This is a genomic window from Nocardioides sp. 616, from assembly GCF_002930065.1.
In the GTDB taxonomy this organism is placed as follows: Bacteria; Actinomycetota; Actinomycetes; order Propionibacteriales; family Nocardioidaceae; genus Nocardioides; species Nocardioides houyundeii.
This window is the reverse complement of record NZ_POAG01000017.1, coordinates 27589-50414: the sequence shown is the minus strand read 5'-3', so window position 1 is coordinate 50414 and position 22826 is coordinate 27589. Positions and strand designations below refer to the sequence as shown.

The window sequence follows — 22826 nt, the reverse complement described above, 5'->3', positions numbered from 1 at the left end:
GGCGGAATGCTGGAGGTGCGCCGCCCCGCATGGTCACCGGCGAGCGCGCACCTTGACCCTCACCGTGGTCCGGGACGCCCGCTCCCCAACCAGCACGGACACCTCGCCTCCCGCGTAGCGGAGGATGAGCACGCCATTACGTCTGGGGCGCCAGGTCAGCCGGCCCGCGTGACTCCTGCCCTCGCGTGGACGCAGCCTCACGATCCCCACCTTTCTCGCCCGCTTCGCGCCCGTGGCACGGAAGGTGGCCGCCACCAGGCGGGTCTTCTCGGGGTGGGTTCCGCTGAGCCTGACCCGCCAGGTGCTTGCGCGACCGGCGACGGGTCGCTTCGCCGGTCCTGTCGCCTTCAGCCTCGTCCGGTACGTCGTCGCCTGTGGAAGCGGCGTAGGGAGCGGCGTAGGACTCGGGTGGGCCGTCGGAGAGGGCTGCTGGGGCGGCTGGGACTGCTCTTCTGCGCCCGCAGTCCACAGGGCGACAGTGTTGGTGTCGAACGAGGAGAAGATCAGCTCGGGCACGCCGTCCTTGTTGAGGTCCTCCACGACACCACCGCCGGACTGGCCGAACTGCTCACCCGGCGCCGTCAACGTGTGCAGGACGGTGTCCTTGGCCTGGCCCGGACGCTGCTCGATCCAGAACAGGCGGCGATCTCCGTCACCGGAGACCGCGAGATCGATATCCCCGTCCCCGTCGAGGTCTCCATGCCCGAAGACGCCGGGGGCGGCCTGCCCAGCGGCTGAACGCGAGGTGATGTGGCCGGTCGGGTGGATAGCCACGGGCGAGTTGCGGACGTTGAAGGCAGGGTCGCAGGCGGTTGGGTCAGCTGCCGGAACCTCTGGGAGGGAGAGCTCCTTGACCGTCCACGGAGCCGTGAGGTCCGCGCCTGGCACAAACTCCATCACCATCTCCGGAACATCGATCGCGCCGGGGATCACGGTGCTGAGGAATCGTTGAACGAAGCACCGACCCTGGTGATTGGTCCCGATCCAGGACACCGTGCCAGGCGTTCGGAATCCCGGGACCGGACGGATCTGGAAACCGAAGCCGGCTTGACCGAACGTCGTGATCGGGTGCTTGGTGAAATTGGATGCGCTCAGACCGGACGAGGCGTCCCCGGATTGGCGGAACCACATGAAGGACGCGGCGTCCCCGTCGGTGTAGTTGAGCTTGAAGTACTGGGAGGAGACGATGTCCTGACGCCCGTCGCCGTCCACGTCGGCCACGGTGGGGAGACTGCCCCCGGACCCCTCGGCCAGGGTCACCGGTGCCGCGAAGCGCGCATCGCCGAGACCCCGCAGGTACTGCAGTCGTACGGTGTCGTCGTACTGGTCATCGGCGACCATGCCCGCCTCGGCGGTCGTCACCAGGTCGCGCACTCCGTCACCGTCCAGGTCGACCACCTCCACGCCGTGGTAGGAGGGACCCTGCCCTGTCACCAGGTCATGGCGGACGAACCCCCGTGCGTTCCCCGCGGCGTCGAGCCCCCTGTTCTTCCACCAGGTGATGGCGCTGCGCGCCTGCGCTCCACCGTCGTTGCTGGGATTGGTGTCGAAGAAGTAGCCCGAGGGCACCACCAGGTCGTTGAGCCCGTCGCCGTCGACGTCAGCGACCGTCGGGCGATTGGGGAAGATGATCTGCTCCGTCGTCCCGAAGACCTCCACCTTGTGCCACTCGCCCAGATTCCTTCCAGGCCGGTAGACCTGGAGCGTGCCGCCTCCGGCAGGTACGCCGTTCGCGAGCGCTCCATAGCCTGCGGTGACGATGTTCCGCTCCCCGGGGAACACCTCACCGACGGAGGTGAACGCCGCACCGCTCACACCGGTGTCCACATCCCAGCGGACGAAGTTCGGGCCGCTCGCATCCGCGTCGGCACCGAGTGGCAGGAGCGGCAGCGCCACGACCGCAGCCGCCCCCAGCGCCAGGACGACGGATGTGGCGAAGCCTCGGGTTGCTGAACTGGTCACGGGACTGTCCCCTCAGAAATTAGTGGCGCACACCACAATTCGTGAGAATATATCTTATCTAGTGACGAGGCCTTCACCTTCGCAGGTGGAGGCCCTTGCTTCCCCGGGGCCCTTCGGGTCCTGGTGCCCAGACCCGTCACAGCCACCCCTTTCGGCGGAAGACCACGTACAACAGTGCGCACATCAGGGCCATCATCAACAAGGCGAAGGGATACCCGAGTCGCCAGTCGAGCTCGGGCATCACCTGGAAGTTCATGCCGTAGACCGTCGGGACCAGCGAGGGAGCGAAGAGGATCGCTGCCCACGAGGAGATCCGCTTCACCTCCTCGGATTGACGCAGGCTGGACTCGGTGAGCCGTTGAATCTCCTCGTTCTGCCGTTGCCCGACCAGGGTCGCGTTCACCGTCAGGATGTTCTGCAGGAGCACGCGGAGACCCTCGACCCGCTCAATCACGCGGATGGTGTGGTCCTCGACGTTGCGCAGGGAACGACGCAGCTCTTCGTCCACCTGGTACTTCTCGAAGCCGTCGGTGAGCCCCTCGAGCATCGCAAGAAGCGGTCGCGTAGCCCGCTGGAAGCCTGCCAGCTCGCGCGAGAGCGCATAGATCCGTCGTGACACCCCCCCGTCCTCGGCGAAGACGGCCGACTCGATCTCGTCGATGCTGACCTCGAGCCCGTCGACGACCGGCTCGTACTCGTCGACGACCTGGTCCAGGATCGCGTACAGCACTGCTTCCGGCCCCAGCGCCAGCAAGTCGGGGTCAGCCTCCATGCGGCGACGGATCCTCGCGATATCCGGTGACTCCGCGTGCCGCACGGTGACCACGAAGTCCGGACCGGTGAACACATGCAGCTCCCCCAGCTCGATCCGGTCCTCGGCAGCCACGTAGGAAGCGGGACGCAGCACGGTGAACAGCACTCCCCCGTACCGCTCCATCTTGGGTCGCTGGTGTGCGCTGACGGTGTCTTCGATGGCAAGCGGGTGCAGCGAGAACTCCTCCGCGATGGAATCGATCTCTCGACGCGACGGCCGATACAGACCGATCCAACCCATCCCGTGCCGGTCCCGCAGGAGCTCGTAGGTCACCTCGAGAGATTCGGGCTCCAGCTTGCGACCGTCCCCGCAGTAGACGGCGTTGTGCACAATTCCCATGGCCCCAACGCTGGCACGAGAACGACGGAGGAGGCCGGACATAGGCGTCAGGATCCCGTCAAGAATCAGCGGCTGCTGCGTGAGCACGGGCCCTCAATCGCGGTCTCCCACCCGCTGCCTCCTCGACCCCGGCGGCTGAGCGCCTGTGGTGCCGTGCTTAGTCCACGGAGGTTTCGGGTAAGACTGCGACACGCGGACACCTCAGGTCGCGCACTGAGGCTTCGCCAGGCTCACCGGATCGAGAAAGCGGTACGGTGGGCCGCACCTTCTTCGTGATGCCCAACTGATCCCTGGCACGGACGGGAACGTGAGGCACTCCCCCGTATCCGATCAGCCCTTGCGCGGGACCCAAGGCGCCCACGGCCCGCCGTCGAGCGGCGCTACCGTCATCCCGCCTTCCGCACGTCGGCCGCCTGCGTGTGCGGCCACCGGGTTTCGCCAGCGGACACCTGCGTTCGGGTGTGCCGTACTCCCCAGCCGCTACCGGCTACCGTCGGGCTGGTCGTTGTTCTTCTGCGCTCCCCAGCCGTGGACGCGCTCGATCTCGATCAAGGCGCTCACGCGTGCGCGGTCACGCTGGGCGTAGGGCTCACCCGTGTAGTGCGCGGACAAGGCGTCGATGTCCGCGAGTCCCTCGTCGTCGTAGATCTCCACGACGCGACCGATGAGCGTGACGTGCGTGTACCACGAGGACTCGTCGAGGACCGTGAGCGAGACGCGGGGCTCCTTCCTGAGGTGGCCGAGTCGCTTGCGACCCTCGTCCATGTTGACGAGGATGCGGTCCTCGCGCAGGAGGTACCAGGTGGCCGCCGAGACCGGCTGGCCGTCGGAGCGGACGGTCGCGATCACGGCCGGGTTGGCCTTCTCCAGCATCTGCCGGGCCTTGTCAGTCAGGGACGTGGGAGGCATCTGGGTATCCGTTCATCGAGGGAGTGGGCTGGTCGCGGGGTCGTTGGGCCCTGGAGGTGTGTACCCGGGACCGGTCAGGGACTACCGTCCGAGGCCCGGAGCCGACCGAGGAACGGGTGCAGGCCGACGCCGACGCGACCGGTGCCCGCCGCGTGGAGCCGGGTCGGGACCGTCCTCAGCTCAGGGCGCCGCTGAGTCGTCCGTGCCGCTCGGCACTGGCCTCGTCGAGGCCCACGATAAGCACCGTCTTGCCCTTGCGCTCGTACTTGGTGGTGATCGCATCCAGGGCAGCGACCGTGGAGGCGTCCCAGATGTGGGACCGGCTCAGGTCGATCACGACGCGCTCGGGATCAGCGGCGTACTCAAACTGCTCGTAGAGGTCGTTGCTGGAGGCGAAGAACAGCGCGCCGGTCACGGTGTAGACCGCAGTGGTGGTGCCGGCCTCGTCCTGGAGGAGCTCGCGGCGGGTCTCGGTCACGTGCGCCACCCGACGCGCGAACAGGGTCATGGCCACCAGCACTCCCACCCCCACTCCGATGGCGAGGTTGTGGGTGAGGACGGTGACCGCCACGGTCGCGAGCATCACCGTGGTCTCGGACTTGGGCATCCGGGCCAGAGTGGCGGGACGGATGCTGTGCCAGTCGAAGGTCGCCACCGAGACCATCACCATGACGGCGACCAGCGCCGCCATGGGGATCACCGCCACGGCGTCCCCGAACCCGACGACGAGGACGAGCAGAAATACCCCGGCCAGGAAGGTGGAGATCCGGGTTCGGGCACCTGATGCCTTCACGTTGATCATCGTCTGGCCGATCATGGCGCACCCGCCCATGCCGCCGAAGAAGCCGGTGATCACGTTCGAGACGCCCTGCCCCATGGCCTCGCGGGTCTTGTTGGAGCCGGTGTCGGTGATGTCGTCGACCAGCTTGGCCGTCAGCAGCGACTCCAGCAGACCCACGAGGGCCATCGCCAGCGCGTACGGGGCGATGATCTCCAAGGTCGTCAGGTTCCACGGCACGTCCGGCAGCAGGAGCGACGGAAGGCTCTGGGGCAGCTCCCCCTCGTCGCCGACCGTCGGCACGTCCAGCCCTCCGAGGACGGTGAACACCGTCAGGGCCACGATCGCCACCAGCGGCGCGGGCACCGCCTTGGTGATCCTGGGCAGCGCGACGATCACGGCGATGGCCGCGACGGTCAGGGGATAGACCAACCAGGGCACGTCGACCAGGTAGGGGACCTGGGCGACGACGACCAGGATCGCCAGGGCGTTGACGAACCCGACCATCACCGAGCGTGGGATGAACCGCATCAGCCGGGCCACCCCGGCCAGGCCCAGGGCGACCTGCAGGACCCCCGCCAGGATCACCGTCGCGATGAGGTAGTCCAGGCCGTGGTCGCGGGCCACGGGGGCCACCACCAGGGCGACAGCCCCGGTCGCGGCCGAGATCATCGCCGGGCGCCCGCCGAGGAAGGCGATGGAGACCGCCATCGTGAACGAGGCGAACAGACCCACGCGGGGATCGACCCCGGCGATGATGGAGAACGAGATCGACTCGGGGATCAGGGCCAGCGCCACCACGAGGCCGCCGAGGACCTCGGTGCGCAGCAGCCGGGGTGAGCGCAGCACGGCACGGACGGTGGGTTCGGTGTTGAGCGCGGAATCCTGGACGGCTGCACGTGGCAGGGCAGGTGTGCTCAAGACGCGGGGCTCCTTCGGGCTTGCGGGCGGCTCCCGGCAACGAGGACCGGATCCAGCGTACTGACCTGGCCGGAGGCAGCTCCGCACCCGCCCTCGCGGACCTACCCGGGGTCCGCCCACCCCAGGATCAGCCGGGCGGCCAGGAAGGCGACCGCCGCGCCCGGCACGGCCTGGAACTGCTCGTAGAGCACCAGCAGGATCACTGTGCCGGCCCCGGCGACCGTGAACAGCAGGGTCGCGGCGTCCACCGGTGCCTGCTCAGGCTCCACTGCCCGCGGGGACCCGAGCGGCGCCGGCCCCCTGCGCTCGCCCCAGCACGTCGAGCCGACGCTGGTCCAACGGCGACGGGCGACGATCCAGGCGCCGCTCCAGCAGCGTCGCGGCAGGCTCGGCCTGCCCCGCGTGCACGAGGCAGAAGAGCAGCGTCTCCTCCATCACCTCGCGCTGCGCCGCCGACCCGCCGACGCTCCCGAGCACCGGCATCAGGTCTGTGAGCAGCTGGGCGGCCTCGGCCCAGCGCTGCTCCAGCACCGCTGCCAGCGCGTCGCAGCACGCCGTCACCACCCCGGCCACGACGGTGTCCGAGGAGCGCGCGCAGTGCTCGCGCAGCGAGGCCAGCCGAGCGCCGTCACCGGCGCCGGTCAGGGCCACCGCGGCGTGCATCGCCACGAAGGGCGTCTGCGGCCTCAGCAAGAGCTCCGCGTCAGGACCGGACAGGGAGTCCAGGATGGACCGCATCGGCGGCGCACTTCCCTCGCCCGCGAACGCCGGCGGCACGCCCAGCACGTCAGCTGCCGCGGTGTCCCACTCCGCGGTGGTGACCCCCCAGCGCCACAGCAGGGACGCGGAGTCCACCAGGGAGCGGACGCCACAGACCCCGGGCGGGGCGAGCTGGGAGTAGTAGCGCCGACGTACCGCCTCGGTGTCGCCCAGCGCGAGCTCGTGCAACGCGGCGTGCCAGGAGAAGTGCGCCCGGTGGCTGGCGGACCGGCCGCTCTCGGCGACCCAGTGGTCCAGCCACACCCGGCCTGCCTCGTGCTGTCCGGTCTCGTACATCACGTGGGTCAGGGCGTGCACCGCGTGCCCCGACGAGGGCTCGCACGACAGGGCGCTCTCCGCGAGGAGCCCCGCCTCCTCGAAGCGGCTCTGGTCCTGCCGGGTGAAGGCGAGCAGCGAGATGTACCACCAGTGGTCGCCGTACGCCGGGGCGAGACCCTCCACCAGCTCCCAGGACTCGCGCTGTACGTCGGTGACCCCGGAGAAGGCGATGGTCGGCACGGCCGCGGAGACGGCCAGCACGTCCCGCGGATAGTTCGCGATGTGCGACATCAGGGCTTGGGCCCCGGAGCGGCGCACGTCGTCGACGCGGCGCGTCACCACGTCGACGAAGCTGCGCTCGCGGGCATCGCCTCGTCGACCCACGGCCTGCTGAGCCGCCTCCAGCGAGGCGCGCACGTCCGCCTCGGCGCCGGCCTCGTGGCCCAGCATCGCCAGGGCCGCGTGCGCCATCGCGAAGTCGGGATCGAGCCTGGCGGCCTCGCGGATCAGCTCGTCCCCGCCGGACTGCAAGCGCATCACGCGCTCCAGTCCGGCGTTGTACGCCGCCGCCGCCTCGGCGGTCGAGGACAGCGGCAGGCCGAGCGGGTCCCGCGGTCGAGCGATCGGGTGGTGCCCACCCACCAGCCGGCCGTCCTCCAGCCGGCGCGGCAGCGGAGCCACGGCATCGAGCACCGAGGAGGCCAGGGCCAGCGCCTGGGTACGGATCTCCGGCACCGCGGTCGACTCCCAGAGCTCACCGCGACGCAGCGCTCCCAGGGTCCACAGGGGCGCGTCCGTGGTGCCCGCCGAGTCGACCAGGCGACCGGCGTCGGTGCGGAACCCCATCCCGGCGGTGGCGATGGTGGCCAGGGCGGTGCCGGCGCGAGGCCGCAGCAGGTCGTCGAGCAGCTCGTTGCCCAGGAGCCGGATGTCGGACTGCGGACCGGTGCAGTTCACCACCCAGCCGACGTCGCGACGGAGCCCGTCCGACAGGGTCACCGACAGACCGCCACGGGGCAGGGGCTCGGCCGCGACGACCTCCGCCGCCTCGATCGAGAGCCGACCGGTCTCCCACATCTCGCGCATGGTCACCGCGCTGGACGGGGCCATCCGGTGACGGACGACGTTCCACTCCCCCGCGTCACGCGCCATGAACTCCAGGCGGTCCTCCTCACTGAAACGCTCCCACAAGGTGGCCACACGGAACCGCAGCCCGTCCACCGCGGGGCGCCAGTCGCCGCTCGCCTCCTGCACCTGCTCAATGTGCTGGGCCGTGGCCTTGCGCACCTCCTCCAGCGTGGTGCCCCAGTCGGAGATGTCGGGGATGGCTGCCAGCTTCGGAGTGGACAGGTGCGCCTTGGGCAGGCGCGCGCGCCGGGACACGGCGAACAGTCGGCGGTCGGGCCGAGCCTCAGGGCCGGCCACCGACAGCGCGACATCGACCATGGTCAGCCCCGAGCCCACGACCAGCACGTCGGCGGGACCGGACTGGTCCCGGCGTACGACGTCCAGCGCGCCGGGCTGCCAGGGGTCGGCCACGAAGAACGCCGACTGCCGCAGCTCCTCGGGCGCCCAGCCATGGCCCACCTGGGGCAGCCCGGTGGCGACCACCACGGCGTCGGCCTCGATCTCTCCGCGGTCGGTCAGGACCGAGCAGCCGGTCGACGTGCGCCGGACGCCGACGGCGCGGGCACGGACGTGCTCGATGCCCACCGTCCCCGCCGTCGCCGCGATCGCGTCGGCGAGCGTGTCGTCGAGGTAGAGCGCGAAGTGGCGCCGGGGCACGAAGGCGGTGGGGTCCGGGTCGCAACCGGCCACGTGCCGGGCCCGCCAGGAGACGAAGTGCGCGGGATCCTCGGGCAGGGCGCTCATCCCGGCCACGGTGACGTTGAGCAGGTGACCTTCGTCCGGGGTGCCGAAGGCGACGCCACGGGCCCACCGGTCCGCGGGATCGAGGAGCACCACGTCGAGGCCGGTGGAGCGTCGACCCGCTTCGCGCAGCAGGTGGATGGCGGTCAGGGTGCCGCTCGCGCCAGCACCGATGACGACCACCTTCGCTCGTGCGGCTCTCGGTGATGTCGACATGTGCTGACTCCTTGCTCGATCCGTCTCAGCGGCTGACACAAGCAGTCAGCACAGCATCCAGGCTAATTCGACCTGTATGTCAGTAAGATTGATCAACTTTGTCAAGGAATGCAAGCCAGCCACGGGTTCGTCAGGACACGAACTGGACACGAAGGCCGGAGTCGCCTCGGGGCGCGACCAAGGCCACGCCCCGAGGTGGAGACCCGCGCCGCCCACGGCGCGAGGCACGCGACCTAGAGCCTCCAGCAGGAGCTGGCGGCCGGCAGCCCGGCGAACCGGGCCTCCATGAAGCCGTAGACCTCCGTGGCGTTGTTGAGCATGCCGCCCACGTGCAGCGGTGTGGCGTTGGTGCTGAGGCGCACGTTGGCCTGGCGATCACACCAGTCGACGGTCAGCTGTCGACCGACCCGGTAGGGAACGATGTCGTCGAGCAGGCTCTGGGTGAGGAGCACGGGGGCGCTCGGCTTGCGCAGACCGATGCGCTGTTCGGCGATCATCGTCTTGAAGGGCTCGCGCTCGATCAGCTGGCCGAGGCTGGAGCCGTCCGCGGTGTAGTCGGAGGACTTGGTGAAGGCGGACCCCAGGAGGTCGAAGACGCAGTTGTCGGAGACCCGGGCCAGCATCTTCTTGCCCGCGTCGTTGAGGTAGTCGTTGATGTCCAGGCCGTAGCTGGCCGAGAGGCCGGCGATCGCGTACCAGGTGAACTCGGAGTAGAGGGTGCCGTCGATGGCGCCCGGCAACGCCCGCAGGTCAGCCGGGACCGCGCCCGCGACCGTCCCCTTGATCTTCAGCTCCGGTGCGTAGGTGGAGGCGAGCTCCGCCGCGGACGCGGCACCGGCCCCACCCTGCGAGTAGCCGTAGAGACCCACCGGGCTGGTGCTGGACAACCCGGTGCCAGCAAGCCGCTGCGCGGCGCGCACCGCGTCCAGCACCGCGTGTCCCTGCGACTCGCGGTCCATGTAGGTGTGCAGCCCCGCGGTTCCGAGGCCCTCGTAGTCGGTCATCGCGATCGCGTAGCCGCGGGCCAGGAGACCGGCCATGAAGATCGACTCGTACTCGAAGCCCTGGCTGAACTGGCGGGAGGGGGCGCAGGCGTCACCGACCCCCTGCGTGCCGACCGCGTAGCCGATGACCGGGCGCGTGCCCTTGCCCACCCACGGCGCCTTCGGCACGATGACGGACCCCGAGACCGCGATAGCCCTGCCGGTGCGGTTGGTGGACCGGTAGAGCACCCGGGTCGAGGTGTAGGCCAGGTCCTTCACCGCTGCGGGATCCAGCAGGTAGCCCAGTCGCTCACTGCGGATCACGTCGCCGTTGTTGGCCGGGAGCGTCGCGGGGGCCTGGTAGAAGGGGGGCAGGTCCTCCGCGGCCTGGGCGGCCGGTGCGGAGAACGGGATGAGCAGCATGGCCGCCGCAGCGGCGAGTCCTGCGGTGAGACGAGAAGGTGACATCTAGAGCTCCTTTGATTACCCCCGAGTAGGTAGGCCAGGAGACCATGTGACAGACATCACAGGCAACCCTCATCGCCGGGTTATCACGGACCGTTCCAGCACTCGACGCCGGATCACTGTCAGGGGTCACATGGCAGACTGAGGGCGCGCTCGGGGCCCCCTGAGCGCGCATCCAGCCGACTCCCCGTCGGCGTCCGCGCGGGCTTCGAGGAGCGATCTGCCATGGAGGTAACCCCACTGGTCTGGGGACTGACGATCATCGGGATCCTGGCCCTGCTGGCCTTCGACTTCGTCTTCCACGTGCGCAAGGCGCACGTGCCGACCCTGCGTGAGGCTGCCATCTGGTCGGCCCTCTACGTCGGCTTCGCCATCATCTTCGGGCTCGGCATGCTGCTGTTCGCCGGCGGCGGCCCCGGCTCGGAGTACTTCGCCGGCTACGTCACCGAGAAGGCCCTGTCGGTGGACAACCTGTTCGTCTTCCTGATCATCATGGCGAGCTTCCGGGTACCTCGCGAGGACCAGCAGAAGGTGCTGCTCTTCGGCATCGTGTTCGCCCTCATCGCACGCACCGGCTTCATCCTCCTCGGCGCCGCGCTGATCAACTCCTTCGCCTGGATCTTCTACCTCTTCGGCCTGATCCTCCTCCTCACCGCTGGCAACCTGCTCAAGCCGGAGGACGAGGACGAGCACGGCGCGGACAACTTCATCATCCGGATCGCCAAGAAGTTCATGCACACCAGCGACCACTACGACGGGGACAAGCTCTTCACCATCGAGAACGGCAAGCGCGTCATGACGCCGATGCTGCTGGTGATGGTGGCGATCGGCGGCACCGACATCCTGTTCGCCCTCGACTCCATCCCCGCCATCTTCGGGCTCACCCAGAACACCTACATCGTGTTCACCGCGACGGCCTTCTCCCTGCTCGGCCTGCGCCAGCTCTTCTTCCTCATCGACGGTCTGCTCGACCGGTTGATCTACCTCTCCTACGGCCTGGCCGCGATCCTGGCCTTCATCGGCGTCAAGCTGATCCTGCACGCGCTGCACGAGAACAACCTGCCCTTCATCAACGACGGCGAGCACGTCCCGGTCGTCGAGGTCGGCATCGGTCTCTCCCTCGCCGTGATCATCGGGGTCCTCGCTGTCACCGTGATCGCCTCCCTGGTCAGCCCCGCGGGCAAGGCGCAGACCGCCATCGCCAACGCCCGTCGCCACGCCGAGTCCTACCTCGACTCCGAATACACCCACGACCCGGCCGAGCGGGAGCGGATCTACAACGCGCTGCTCGCCGAGCGCGAGCAGATCATCGCGCTGGGGCCGAAGTACCGCGAGAAGGCACGCGCGGAGGCTGACCTGATGGAACTGCTCGAGCGGGCACGCTCCAGCCGCGACGAGGCCGTGGCCCGGGGCGAGGCCAAGCCCCGATGAGGGCCGCGGCGCTGCTGCCGCCGACTCCGGCGACGTCCCGGCTCCAGGACGCCGCACGCTGGCTGCTCGGCGCCGTGCTGTTGTTCGCCGGCGCCACCCACCTCACCACCGCCCGCCAGGAGTTCCAGGCGCAGGTTCCTTCCTGGTTCCCCGTCGACAGCGACGTGGTGGTCGTGGTCTCGGGCGTGGCGGAGATCGGGCTCGGCCTCGGGCTGCTCCTGCTGGCCCGCCCGAAGGTGCTCGTGGGGGTGGTGACGGCGGGCTTCTTCGTCGCCGTGCTCCCCGGCAACGTCGCGCAGTACGTCGAGGGGACCGACGCTTTCGGGCTGGACAGTGACCGCGCTCGACTGGTCAGGCTCTTCTTCCAGCCGCTGCTGGTGCTGTGGGCGCTGTGGTCCACCGGGGCGCTGCGCGCCTTGCGCGAGGCCGCCACGGGACGCCGCCCGGCAGCCTGACCTGACCTTCTGCGTCAGGCCCAGAAGATCCGCTCGACCACGGCGTGGGCTCGCCGGGTCGTGCGCAGGTAGTCGTTGACCATGCGGTCGGAGTCCCCTGGTCCGTAGCCGAGGACGATCGCGACCGCAGCCTTCTCCTTGGCGTCCTGGGGCAGCTGGTCCACGGCCTTGCCGCGCACCTGGGTGGCGGCGTTGCGGACGTGGCTCACCAGCCGCCAGGCCGATTCCAACGTCTGCGCGTCCTGCTCCGAGATGAGTCCGGCCTCCGCCGCTGCGGCCAAGGCCTCCAGGGTCATCGGTGTGCGCAGCGCGGGCACCGCCCCGGCGTGCCGGAGCTGGAGCAGCTGCACGGTCCACTCGATGTCGGCCAGGCCACCCCGGCCGAGCTTGAGGTGCGTGTGCGGGTCGGCCCCCCGCGGCAGGCGCTCGTGGTCCACCCGGGCCTTGATCCGACGGATCTCGACCACGTCGTCGAGGCTGATGCCGCCCTCGGGGAACCGCAGCGGGTCGATCAGCTCGGTGAACCGCCTGCGGAGGTCCGGGTCGCCGACGGTGGCGTCGGCCCGCAGCAGCGCCTGTGCCTCCCACACCTGGGACCACTTCGCGTAGTACGACGCGTAGGACTCCACCGTCCGCACCAACGGTCCCTGCTTGCCCTCCGGGCGCAGGCCCGCATCGACTTCCAGGGCGGGGTCGCTGCCGGGCATGGCCAGCAGGCGCCGCAGCTCGTTGGCCACCGCTTGCGCGAAGGACGCGGCGCGGTGGCTGTCGGAACCGGGCACCGGCTCGTGGACGAACATGACGTCCGCGTCGCTGCCGTAGGACAGCTCGAAGCCGCCGTACCGGCCCATGGCCACGATCGCCAGACGTGCCGGGGGCTCGGCGAGTCCACGCTGCCGGCAGATCTCGCCCGATGCCACGTCCAGGGTGGCCTCCAAGGTGGCGTCGGTGAGCCTGGCCAGCGCCCGACCCACGTCCGCCACGTCCGTCTCGCCGAACAGGTCGCCCACCGAGATCCGGAACAGCTCACGCCGTCGTACCGCCCGCACTCCTCGTACGGCGTCCTCCGCGGACAGCTGTCGGCCGGCGGTGGCCCGCATCTCGGTGGTCAGCGCCTCGGCGCTCAGCGGGGTCAGGTCCTCCCCCAGCATCCGCACTCCCTGGGGCTCGCGCTCCAGCAGCTCGGTGGCATAGCGAGAGGTGGAGAGCACCCGCGCCAAGCGCTGCGCCACCTGTCCTTCGTCGCGCAGCAGTCGGAGGTACCAGTGGCTGTCACCCAGGGTCTCGCTGATCCGGCGGAACCCGAAGAGTCCGGCGTCGGGATCGGGCGAGTCGGCGAACCACTCCAGCATCACCGGCAGCAGAGTGCGCTGGATGGCCGCGGATCGCGAGACGCCGCTGGTCATCGCCTCCAGGTGACGCAGCGCCGCCCGGGGGTCGGCGTAGCCGAGCGCCATCAACCGGGTCTCGGCCTGCTCGACGGTGAGCCGGGCGTCGGGTCCAGGAATCCGCGCCACGGCTTCCAGCAGTGGCCGGTAGAAGAGCTTCTCGTGCAGCCGCCGCACCTCGCGCCGGTGGTAGTGCCAGGTCTTCTCCAGCAGCTGCACCGGCTCCCGGAAGAATCCCATCGAGCGTCCCAGACGGCGCAGGTCGCGCTCGTCCTCGGGCACCACGTGGATCCGGCGCAGCTGGTAGAGCTGGATCCGGTGCTCCATCGACCGCAGGAACGAGTAGGCCTCGTGCAGCGCCTCCCCGTCCTCGCGCCCGACGTACCCACCCCGGGTGAGCTCAGCGAGGGCGCTGAGCGTGGTGGGCGTTCGGATCCGCTCGTCCGCGCGGCCATGGACCAGCTGGAGCAGCTGTACGGCGAACTCGACGTCGCGCAGTCCGCCGGAGCCCAGCTTGAGCTGGCGCGCGGCCTCCTTGCTCGGGATGTGGTCGACCACGCGGCGCCGCATCGCCTGCACGTCGAGGACGAACCCTTCCCGCTCCGCGACCCGCCAGACCATCGGCTGCACCATGTCGACGAACGCCCGCCCCAGGACCAGGTCGCCCGCCACGGGCCGGGCCTTGAGCAGCGCCTGGAACTCCCAGGTCTTGGCCCAGCGCTCGTAGTAGCCCTGGTGGCTGGCCAGCGTGCGCACCAGCGGCCCGGCCTTGCCCTCGGGGCGCAGTGCGGCGTCCACCGGCCAGATGGTCCCCTCGCCGGTGTGCTCGGAGCAGATCTGGATCAGGTGGCTCGCCAGCTGCGCGGCAACGCGGGTGCCGGCGTTCTCGTCGACCCCCTCGGCCACCTCGTGCACGAAGATGACGTCGACGTCCGAGACGTAGTTGAGCTCGTGCCCCCCGCACTTGCCCATCGCCACCACGGCCAGCCTGGCCTTCTGCCAGTCGTCACCGAGCCGGGCGCGCGCCACCGCCAGGGCGGCGTCGAGGGTGCCCGCAGCCAGGTCGGAGAGCTCCGCCGCGGTGTCGTCCAGGCTCTGGTGGTGGGCGAGGTCGCGCGCTGCCAGCCGTAGCAGGATCCGGCGGTACTCGACGCGCAGGGCGTCCACGGCCGCGGCATCGGGGAGAGTGGCGACCGGGTGCGGGGAGCCCGGGTCCGCGCCCACCGCCTCCAGCAGCTGCGCCCGGACTGCCCACGCCGCCGGACGGCTGCACCCCAGATGAGGATCGGTCAGCTCGCGCCAGTGCTGCGGCCGACGGGCCAGGTGGTCGCCCAGGGCGGCACTGGCACCGAGGACGGACAGCAGCCGCATCGCCGTGCCCTCGTCGTCGACGAGCTCGGCCAGCATCTCGGGATCGGCCCCTGGGCTGGCGGTCATCCTCACCAGGCCGGACAGCGCCAGGTCCGGATCGGCGGTCCGGGAGAACGTCGAGAGCAGGGGGGCAGCGTGCTCGCCCAGCTCCGACATCTCCTGCCGGACTCGGTCCGGCTCCTGGAAGCCGGCTCGGATCAGCGCGGTGTTGCTCGGCTCAGCCGGCATTGGTCCGCTGGGGGCGGTGCAGCACGAAGCGGGCAACCGCCAGCAGCAGGGCGAGCATGATCAGGAACGGCAGCACCAGGTCCCAGGCCTGCTCCACGTCCGAGGACCCGACCAGACCGGTGCGCGAGGCCTCCCACGCCAGCATGGACACGATGACGCCACCGGCGAGCAGCAACGCAAGCACCATCCAGGTGCCCGTGGTCGGACGCCTCGGGACCCGGGCAGCGCTGGTGGGCCACGGCACCGAGCACATGGCGACCAGGAGCACCCCGACCCCGATGCTGGTCCAGGACCGCCAGACGAAGTCGCCGTTGTCCACGGGGTGCACCTTGGCGAAGAGCCAGCCCGAGGCGAGCATCCCCAAGCCGGCGAAGGAGCTCCTGGCCCGGGTGGCCGAGGTCGAGGAGGACAGCCACATCAGGGCGCTGATGGTGGAGATCAGCAGCAGCGCGCCCACCAGGATCGACAGGGGCTGCGTGTACTCGTAGACCACGACTCCCGGGTCGGGGTCTGTCACGCCCGGGTCCATGGCCACCAGCAGCCAGACCACGCCGCTGACGAAGGCCAGCCACAGCATCGGCTCGAGCACCGCCCGGATCGGGCCACTGACCCGCGTCGGGTCGGTCCTGGAGGTCGCCCCGGCGACCCTGGGCCGCTTGCGAGGGATCGGGCGGCGGCGGTCGTTGTCCTGCACGTGGTCGCGAGCCACGGGGGTCGGGTCCAGCACCGACCGGGCCGGGGGCAGGGCCTTGCGCGCGCCCGATCGGCGCGCGGAGCCAGGCACCCGGTGCGAGGTCATGTCAGATCACCGGCAGCATCTGGTCGCGTTCGAAGGCGGACACCTGGCCGCGATAGGCCTCCCACTCAGCCCGCTTGTTGCGCAGGAAGAAGTCGAAGACGTGCTCGCCGAGCGTCTCGGCCAGCAGCTCGCTGCTCTCGGCCACGTTGATGGCCTCGAAGAGGGTCCTGGGGAGCGGCTCGATGCCCAGGCTGCGGCGCTCGCGCTCGGTCAGCGACCAGACGTCGTCCTCCGCCTCGCGCGGCAGCTCATAGCCCTCCTCGATGCCCTTCATGCCGGCCGCCAGGGTGACGGCGAAGGCCAGGTAGGGGTTGCAGGCGGCGTCCAGCGAACGGAGCTCGACCCGGGTGGACTGCCCCTTGCTGGGCTTGTACATCGGCACCCGGATCATGGCTGAGCGGTTGTTGTGCCCCCAGGAGATGAACGAGGGAGCCTCACCGCCACCGATCAGGCGCTTGTAGCTGTTGACCCACTGGTTGGTGACCGCGGTGATCTCGGCGGCGTGCCGCACGATCCCGGCGATGAACTGCCGCCCGGTCCGGGAGAGCTGGTACTGGGCGCCGGCCTCGAAGAACGCGTTCCGGTCGCCCTCGAACAGCGACACGTGGGTGTGCATCCCGGAACCGGGGTGGGTGGTGAAGGGCTTGGGCATGAAGCTCGCCCAGATCCCCTGGCTCAGCGCCACCTCGCGCACCACGGTGCGGAAGGTCATGATGTTGTCGGCGGTGCTCAGCGCGTCCGCGTAGCGCAGGTCGATCTCCTGCTGCCCGGGGCCGCCCTCGTGATGGCTGAACTCGACGGAGATGCCCATCGACTCCAGCATCGTGATGGCCTCGCGCCGGAAGTCGGCGCCCATCGACTGGGCGGTGTGGTCGAAGTAGCCGCTGCGGTCCACCGGCACCGGCTCGACCCCGCTCTGGGGGGTGTCCTTGAAGAGGTAGAACTCGATCTCGGGGTGGGTGTAGAAGGTGAAGCCCTTGTCGGCCGCCTGACCCAGGGTCCGCTTCAGCACGTGACGCGGGTCGGCGTACGACGGGCTGCCGTCCGGCATCAGGATGTCGCAGAACATCCGCGCGGTGGAGGGACCCTCGCCGCGCCACGGCAGGATCTGGAAGGTGGACGGGTCGGGCTTGGCGAGCATGTCGCTCTCCTGCACCCGGGCGAAGCCCTCGATGGCCGAACCGTCGAAGCCGATGCCCTCACCGAAGGCGCTCTCCAGCTCCGCAGGAGCGACCGCGACGGACTTGAGGAAGCCCAGAACGTCGGTGAACCACAGTCTCACGAACCGTACGTCGCGCTCCTCGAGTGCGCGCAGCACGAAGTCCTCTTGCTTACCCATGCGCGCAACGATAGGGCAAGGCATCTTTCGGATTTCGCGGAACTGCTGAGGTGGGGCGGATCACGCCTGCTGGGGCCGGTGGTGCCGGTGGGTCGCGCGGGGCGTGCCCGGCCGCCTCAGCCCTGCGGAACGCGCTCGAGGTCTCGTAGCCAGGCCGTGGCCCGGGCGTCCGAGGGCATCCGCCAGTCCCCCCGTGGAGACATCGTCCCGCCCGGGCTGACCTTGGGTCCGTTGGGCAGGGCGCTGCGCTTGAACTGGTTGGCGAAGAACCGACGGACGAAGACCTCGAGCCAGGCCTTGATGGTGGCCAGGTCGTAGGACGGACGGTCCTGGACCGGGTAGCCGGGCGGCCACTCCCCCGCATCGGCGTCCCGCCAGGCGTGCATGGCCAGGAAGGCGATCTTCGAGGGGCTCCGACCGTGGCGCACCAGGTGGAAGAGGGTGAAGTCCTGCAGCGCGTAGGGCCCGACGGAGTCCTCGGTCGCCTGCGGCCTCACCCCCTCCTGCGACGGGATCAGCTCGGGGGTGATCTCCTGCTCCAGGATCTCGGCCAGCACCTCGTTGGTGGAGGCGTCGAACTCGCCGTGCCCGATCACCCACCGGATCAGGTGCTGGACCAGCGTCTTGGGCACCCCGGAGTTCACGCTGTAGTGCGACATCTGGTCGCCGACGCCGTACGTGCACCAGCCGAGCGCGAGCTCGGAGAGGTCCCCCGTGCCGACCACGATGCCGCCGCGCTGGTTGGCCAGCCGGAACAGGAAGTCGTAGCGCAGCCCCGCCTGGACGTTCTCGAAGGTGACGTCGTACACCTTCTCCCCCCGGGCGTAGGGATGGCCCAGGTCGGTCAGCATCTGGTCCGCCGCCGGCCGGATGTCGATCTCCTCGAAGGTCACCCCGAGCGACTCGCAGAGGCGGATCGCGTAGGACTTGCTGGCCGAGCCGGTGGCGTAGCCGGGCATGGTGAAGGCCAGGACGTCACTGCGGGGACGGCCCAGCCGGTCCATGGCCTTCGCCGCCACGATCAGCGCATGGGTCGAGTCGAGCCCGCCGCTGACTCCGAGGACCGGCTTGGGGCTGCCGATGGACACCAGCCGCTGCTCGAGCCCGGACACCTGGATGTTGTAGGCCTCGTAGCAGTCCAGCGCCAGCCGCTCGGGGTCGTCGGGCACGAACGGGAACCGGTCCAGCTTGCGGCGCAGGCCGATGTCTCCGCTGGGAGGCCCGATCTCGAGGTCGACCACCCGGAACGCCGGGTCAGAGGGACCGCCGGACCCGCCGGCGGTGCGGCGGTTGTCGTCGAAGGTCCCTTGGCGCATCCGCTCCTGACGCAGCCGGGCGAGGTCGACGTCCACCACCGTGCGCTTCGGGCCGTCGGGGAACCTCTCGGTCTCGCCCAGCAGGTCCCCCACCTCGTAGACCATGGTCTGTCCGTCCCAGCTCAGGTCGGTGGTCGACTCGCCCTGTCCCGCGGCGGCGAACACGTAGGCCGCCGAGCAGCGCGCGCTCGCGCTGCGCACCAGGAGGCGTCGCTCCTCCGAGCGACCCACGGTGATAGGGCTCCCGCTGAGGTTGAGCAGCACCGTGGCACCGGCCAGAGCGGCCCGGGCGCTCGGGGGAACCGGCACCCACATGTCCTCGCACACCTCCACGTGCACGACGAGGTCGGGGACGTCGACGGCGCGGAAGAGCAGGTCCGGACCCAGGGGGACCTCGGTCCCGGCCACGGTCACCCACTCGTCCCGGCGGTCGTCGCCCGGCGCGAACCACCGGCGCTCGTAGAACTCGCGGTAGGTGGGCAGGTAGGACTTCGGCGCCACCCCCAGCACCTCGCCCCGGTGGATGACGACGGCGCAGTTCAGGACCCGGGTGCCGTGCACCAGGGGAGCACCCACGACGAGCACCGTCATCAGGTCGCGGCTGGCCTCCGCGATCTCGGCGAGTCCCGCGTGCACGCCCTCGAGCAGCACGTCCTGGAGGAACAGGTCGTCCACCGAGTAGCCGGTGAGGCAGAGCTCGGGGAAGACCGCGACGGCGACCGAGTCGGCGTCGCAGGCGCGCGCCTGCTCGATCACGGCCTGCGCGTTGGCGGCGGGGTCTGCCAGCGCCACCGGCAGCGTGCACGCGGCGACCCTGGCGAACCCGTGGGCGTAGGCGGAGAAGAAGTCCACGCGCAGAGTCTAGGGATCCGACCGGCCGGCTCGGGTGAGCGGCGCCACACGTGGCGGTTCGCGCCTGCGACTAGCCTGTCTGGCGTCCGTGGACTCCACCAGGGAGCCGCGAGATGCCTGCGAGGAGACGACGATGAGCGAGCAGCAGCCAGCCGGCGAGGTGGCCGCCCCCTACGGGACGGGTGCCGCCAGCACCGCCACGCCGACGCGGAAGGTGCGCACGCACCACCTGCGCGAGATGAAGGAGCGGGGCGAGCGCATCACCATGCTCACCGCCTACGACATGTACACCGCGGCCACCTTCGACGAGGCCGGCATCGACCTGCTGCTGGTCGGCGACTCCGCGTCCAACAACGTGCTCGGCAACGAGACCTCCTTGCCGATCACGGTGGACGAGCTGCTCCCCCTGACCCGCGCCGTGGCCCGCTCCGTGCGACGCGCCATGGTGGTCGGGGACCTGCCGTTCGGCTCGTACCAGGCCTCGCCCGAGCAGGGGTATCTCACCGCCGCGCGCTTCATGAAGGAGGGCGGCGCGCACTGCGTCAAGCTCGAGGGCGGGGTCGAGATGGCGCCGGTGATCGAGCGGTGCACGCGCGGCGGCATCCCGGTGATGGCCCACATCGGCTTCACCCCGCAGAGCGAGCACACCCTCGGCGGCTACCGGGTCCAGGGACGCGGCGAGGCCAGCCAGCGACTCCTGGCTGACGCCCTGGCCGTCCAGGAGGCCGGTGCCTTCGCCGTCGTGATGGAGATGGTGCCCGAGGTGGTGGCCACCGAGGTGACGGCCATGCTCGCGATCCCGACCATCGGCATCGGCGCCGGTCCCGGCTGCGACGGCCAGGTGCTGGTGTGGCAGGACGCCTTCGGCCTGCGCACCGGTCGGATGGCCAAGTTCGTGAAGCAGTACGCCGACGTGCACGGGGTGCTGCTGAGCGCTGCCCGCTCCTACGCCGAGGACGTGAAGGGCGGGACCTTCCCGGGCCCGGAGCACTCCTTCTAGTCAACGCGCCGGCGCGGAGCTAGCGTCGCCCCATGCGCCTGCACCTCGCCGCCAGCTCCACCCCCGCGCTGGCGGGCCTGACCGGTCTGCTGGCCGTGGGACTCCTGAGCGTCCCGGTCGGCGCCGTACCTGCCGCCGGCCCCACGGCCGGTCGGGACGGCGCAGTCGGGTGGGGGGCGGCCGCGGTCGCTGACCAAGTCGCGGACCGGAGCGCTCCGCGGCTGAAGGTACGTCGCCTCGTCGGGCGGCTGGACATCCCTTGGGACGTCCAGCCCGTGGCCGCCGGGACGTTCCTGCTCACCGAGCGGGACCGACGGCGGCTCAGCGTGGTGCAGCAGGGCGAGCGACGCACCGTGAGGTTCCCCCGCAGCGCCGTGTGGAGCTCCGGTGAGACCGGCCTGATGTCCCTGGCGGTCTCGCCCGACTTCGCGACGTCGCGCCGCTTCTACGCCTGTCACGGAGGCTTCGCGGGCAACGGCCACGACGTGCGCGTCACCTCGTGGCGCTTGAGCCCCGACGGCGCCCGCGCGCGCGGCGGCACGGTGCTCCTGCGCGGCATCCCGGCCTCCAGCGGTCGCCACGGCGGGTGCCGCCTGTTGCTGGATCGCAGGACCGGTGCCCTGCTGGTGGGCACCGGCGACGCCGCGGTGGGCACCAACCCCCGCGACCTGGGCTCGCTGGGCGGCAAGGTGCTGCGGCTGGACCCCGGCACCGGCGCGCCGTGGCCGTCCAACCCCTTCGTCGGCTCCGCCGACGCCCGGACCCGCTACGTGCTCACCTACGGCCACCGCAACGTCCAGGGGCTGGCGCAACGCTCGGACGGGTCGCTGTGGTCGGTGGAACAGGGCAGCGACCGGGACGACGAGGTCAACCTGCTGGTCCCGGGAGGCGACTACGGGTGGAACCCGGTGCCGGGCTACAACGAGGCCGTGCCGATGACCGACCCGTCGTTGCCCGGGGAGCAGGTGTCCGCGCGGTGGCGCTCCGGGAGGCCGACGCTGGCCACGTCGGGAGCGGCCTGGGTGCAGGGGAAGCAGTGGGGAGCGCTCGAGGGCACGCTCGCGGTGGCCGCCCTCAAGGCCAGCAGGCTGCTGTTCCTGCGGTTCGACGAGTCGGGGGTGCACCAGCGGGTGCGCGCGCCGAGACGTCTGAGGTCGTTCGGACGCCTGCGCAGCGTCACGTCCCTGCCCTCGGGACGCCTGCTGGTCACCACCAGCAACGGCGGCGGTGCCGACGAGGTGCTGGAGATCCGGCCCCGCTGAGGGGGGTCAGTCCTCCTTCTTGTCCTCGGCCTCGGCGTCGTCGTTCCACGTCGGGTCGTTGTCCCAGGCCTCGTTGTTGGCCTGGACGTGCTCCAGGGCAGCGGCAGCCTCGGCCTCGGTGGCGTAGGGACCGAGGCGGTCGGCGTTCTTGCAGCCGTCCCGGCCCTCGACCGTGCGGTGGATCAGGCAGAACCAGTACTGCGGCGCTTTGCTCATGCCAGCAGAAACTACACTCGCAGGCGTGAGTCCAGTAGCTGCCGCCACCATCTCTCCACGTCGCCCGGTCCCCGCCGACGTCCCGCGTCCGGAGTACGTCGACCGCCCCGCCCCCGCGCGGTTCGAGGGGTCCGAGGTCAAGGACGCCGAGACCATCGAGAAGATGCGGGCCGCCGGACGGCTGGCGGCACAGGCCCGGGAGCTCGTGGGCTCGGCCGTGGCGCCCGGCGTCACCACCGACGAGCTCGATCGCATCGGTCACGAGTTCCTGTGCGACCACGGCGCCTACCCCTCGACCCTGGGCTACCGCGGCTTCCCCAAGTCGCTGTGCTCCAGCGTCAACGAGGTGATCTGCCACGGCATCCCCGACGGGCGGGTCATCGAGGACGGCGACATCGTCAACATCGACATCACCGCCTTCCTCGACGGCGTGCACGGGGACACCAACGCCACCTTCCTGGCCGGTGAGGTCGACGAGGAGACGCGACTGCTGGTCGAGCGCACCCGCGAGGCGCTGGATCGCGGCATCCGCGCCGTGCGCCCCGGTCGCCGGATCAACGTGATCGGCCGGGTGATCGAGTCCTACGCCAAGCGCTACGGCTACGGCGTGGTGCGGGAGTTCACCGGCCACGGCATCGGCACGGCCTTCCACAGCGGGCTGGTGGTCCCCCACTACGACACCGACCACTACGACGACCTGATCGAGGTCGGCATGACGTTCACCATCGAGCCGATGCTCAACCTCGGCACCCACGAGTGGGAGATGTGGGACGACGGCTGGACGGTGGTCACCAAGGACCGGCGCCGCAGCGCCCAGTTCGAGCACACCCTGCTGGTCACCCCGACCGGCGCCGAGGTGCTGACCAACCCCTGAC

General features: G+C 70.4%; 17 protein-coding genes. 5 read left to right on the top strand and 12 right to left on the bottom strand.

What is annotated here, in order from left to right; translation table 11 throughout:
- Positions 1-33: 33 nt before the first annotated feature.
- The 7 genes from C5H89_RS06700 to C5H89_RS06675 form a co-directional block, all read right to left on the bottom strand.
- Positions 34-1962, bottom strand: a complete 1929-nt coding sequence (locus tag C5H89_RS06700) for a VCBS repeat-containing protein (protein WP_104106270.1) — start codon at positions 1960-1962, stop codon at positions 34-36.
- A 136-nt stretch (positions 1963-2098) separates the two neighbouring features.
- A complete protein-coding gene (locus tag C5H89_RS06695) occupies positions 2099-3115 on the bottom strand; it encodes a magnesium and cobalt transport protein CorA (protein ID WP_104106810.1) in 1017 nt (338 codons plus the stop codon).
- A 480-nt stretch (positions 3116-3595) separates the two neighbouring features.
- Positions 3596-4024, bottom strand: coding sequence for a PPOX class F420-dependent oxidoreductase (locus tag C5H89_RS06690; protein ID WP_104106269.1), 429 nt, complete (start codon positions 4022-4024; stop codon positions 3596-3598).
- 175 nt (positions 4025-4199) lie between these two features.
- A complete protein-coding gene (locus C5H89_RS06685; protein ID WP_240181744.1) occupies positions 4200-5651 on the bottom strand; it encodes a SulP family inorganic anion transporter in 1452 nt (483 codons plus the stop codon).
- A 173-nt stretch (positions 5652-5824) separates the two neighbouring features.
- A complete protein-coding gene (locus C5H89_RS18890) occupies positions 5825-5971 on the bottom strand; it encodes a hypothetical protein (protein WP_162799262.1) in 147 nt (48 codons plus the stop codon).
- A gap of 10 nt (positions 5972-5981) precedes the next feature.
- Complete coding sequence (locus C5H89_RS06680) at positions 5982-8846, bottom strand: FAD/NAD(P)-binding protein (RefSeq protein ID WP_205304903.1); 2865 nt, start codon at positions 8844-8846, stop codon at positions 5982-5984.
- Positions 8847-9079: 233 nt separating this feature from the next.
- Complete coding sequence (locus C5H89_RS06675; protein WP_104106266.1) at positions 9080-10297, bottom strand: lipase family protein; 1218 nt, start codon at positions 10295-10297, stop codon at positions 9080-9082.
- 222 nt (positions 10298-10519) lie between these two features.
- Between C5H89_RS06675 and C5H89_RS06670 the strand changes: the two genes are divergently transcribed.
- Positions 10520-11725, top strand: coding sequence for a TerC family protein (locus C5H89_RS06670; protein ID WP_104106265.1), 1206 nt, complete (start codon positions 10520-10522; stop codon positions 11723-11725).
- A complete protein-coding gene (locus tag C5H89_RS06665) occupies positions 11722-12180 on the top strand; it encodes a hypothetical protein (protein WP_104106264.1) in 459 nt (152 codons plus the stop codon). Before C5H89_RS06670 ends, C5H89_RS06665 begins: the two co-directional genes overlap by 4 nt.
- Before the next feature lie 14 nt (positions 12181-12194).
- On the opposite strand, the gene C5H89_RS06660 is transcribed toward C5H89_RS06665, so the two are convergent.
- From C5H89_RS06660 to C5H89_RS06645, 4 genes are all read right to left on the bottom strand, one after another.
- On the bottom strand, positions 12195-15167 hold the full coding sequence (locus tag C5H89_RS06660) for a bifunctional [glutamine synthetase] adenylyltransferase/[glutamine synthetase]-adenylyl-L-tyrosine phosphorylase (protein WP_104106263.1): 2973 nt from the start codon (positions 15165-15167) through the stop codon (positions 12195-12197).
- Positions 15157-15966, bottom strand: a complete 810-nt coding sequence (locus C5H89_RS06655; protein WP_104106262.1) for a hypothetical protein — start codon at positions 15964-15966, stop codon at positions 15157-15159. The genes C5H89_RS06660 and C5H89_RS06655 overlap by 11 nt, the downstream gene beginning before the upstream one ends.
- Before the next feature lies 1 nt (position 15967).
- Entirely contained in the window at positions 15968-17305 is a 1338-nt protein-coding gene (gene glnA / locus C5H89_RS06650; protein WP_104106261.1) for a type I glutamate--ammonia ligase, read from the bottom strand.
- Positions 17306-17421: 116 nt separating this feature from the next.
- A complete protein-coding gene (locus C5H89_RS06645) occupies positions 17422-19479 on the bottom strand; it encodes an NAD(+) synthase (RefSeq protein ID WP_205304951.1) in 2058 nt (685 codons plus the stop codon).
- A 127-nt stretch (positions 19480-19606) separates the two neighbouring features.
- Between C5H89_RS06645 and panB the strand changes: the two genes are divergently transcribed.
- A complete protein-coding gene (gene panB / locus C5H89_RS06640; RefSeq protein WP_104106259.1) occupies positions 19607-20473 on the top strand; it encodes a 3-methyl-2-oxobutanoate hydroxymethyltransferase in 867 nt (288 codons plus the stop codon).
- A gap of 32 nt (positions 20474-20505) precedes the next feature.
- Positions 20506-21735, top strand: a complete 1230-nt coding sequence (locus tag C5H89_RS06635) for a PQQ-dependent sugar dehydrogenase (protein ID WP_104106258.1) — start codon at positions 20506-20508, stop codon at positions 21733-21735.
- 6 nt (positions 21736-21741) lie between these two features.
- Here the strand turns inward: C5H89_RS06635 and C5H89_RS06630 are convergent, their stop codons facing one another.
- Positions 21742-21951: a hypothetical protein gene (locus C5H89_RS06630; protein WP_101524803.1), complete on the bottom strand. Its 210-nt coding sequence runs from the start codon at positions 21949-21951 to the stop codon at positions 21742-21744.
- Here C5H89_RS06630 and map point away from each other — a divergent pair.
- Complete coding sequence (gene map / locus C5H89_RS06625; RefSeq protein ID WP_104106257.1) at positions 21950-22825, top strand: type I methionyl aminopeptidase; 876 nt, start codon at positions 21950-21952, stop codon at positions 22823-22825. The genes C5H89_RS06630 and map overlap by 2 nt on opposite strands.
- Position 22826 lies beyond the last annotated feature (1 nt).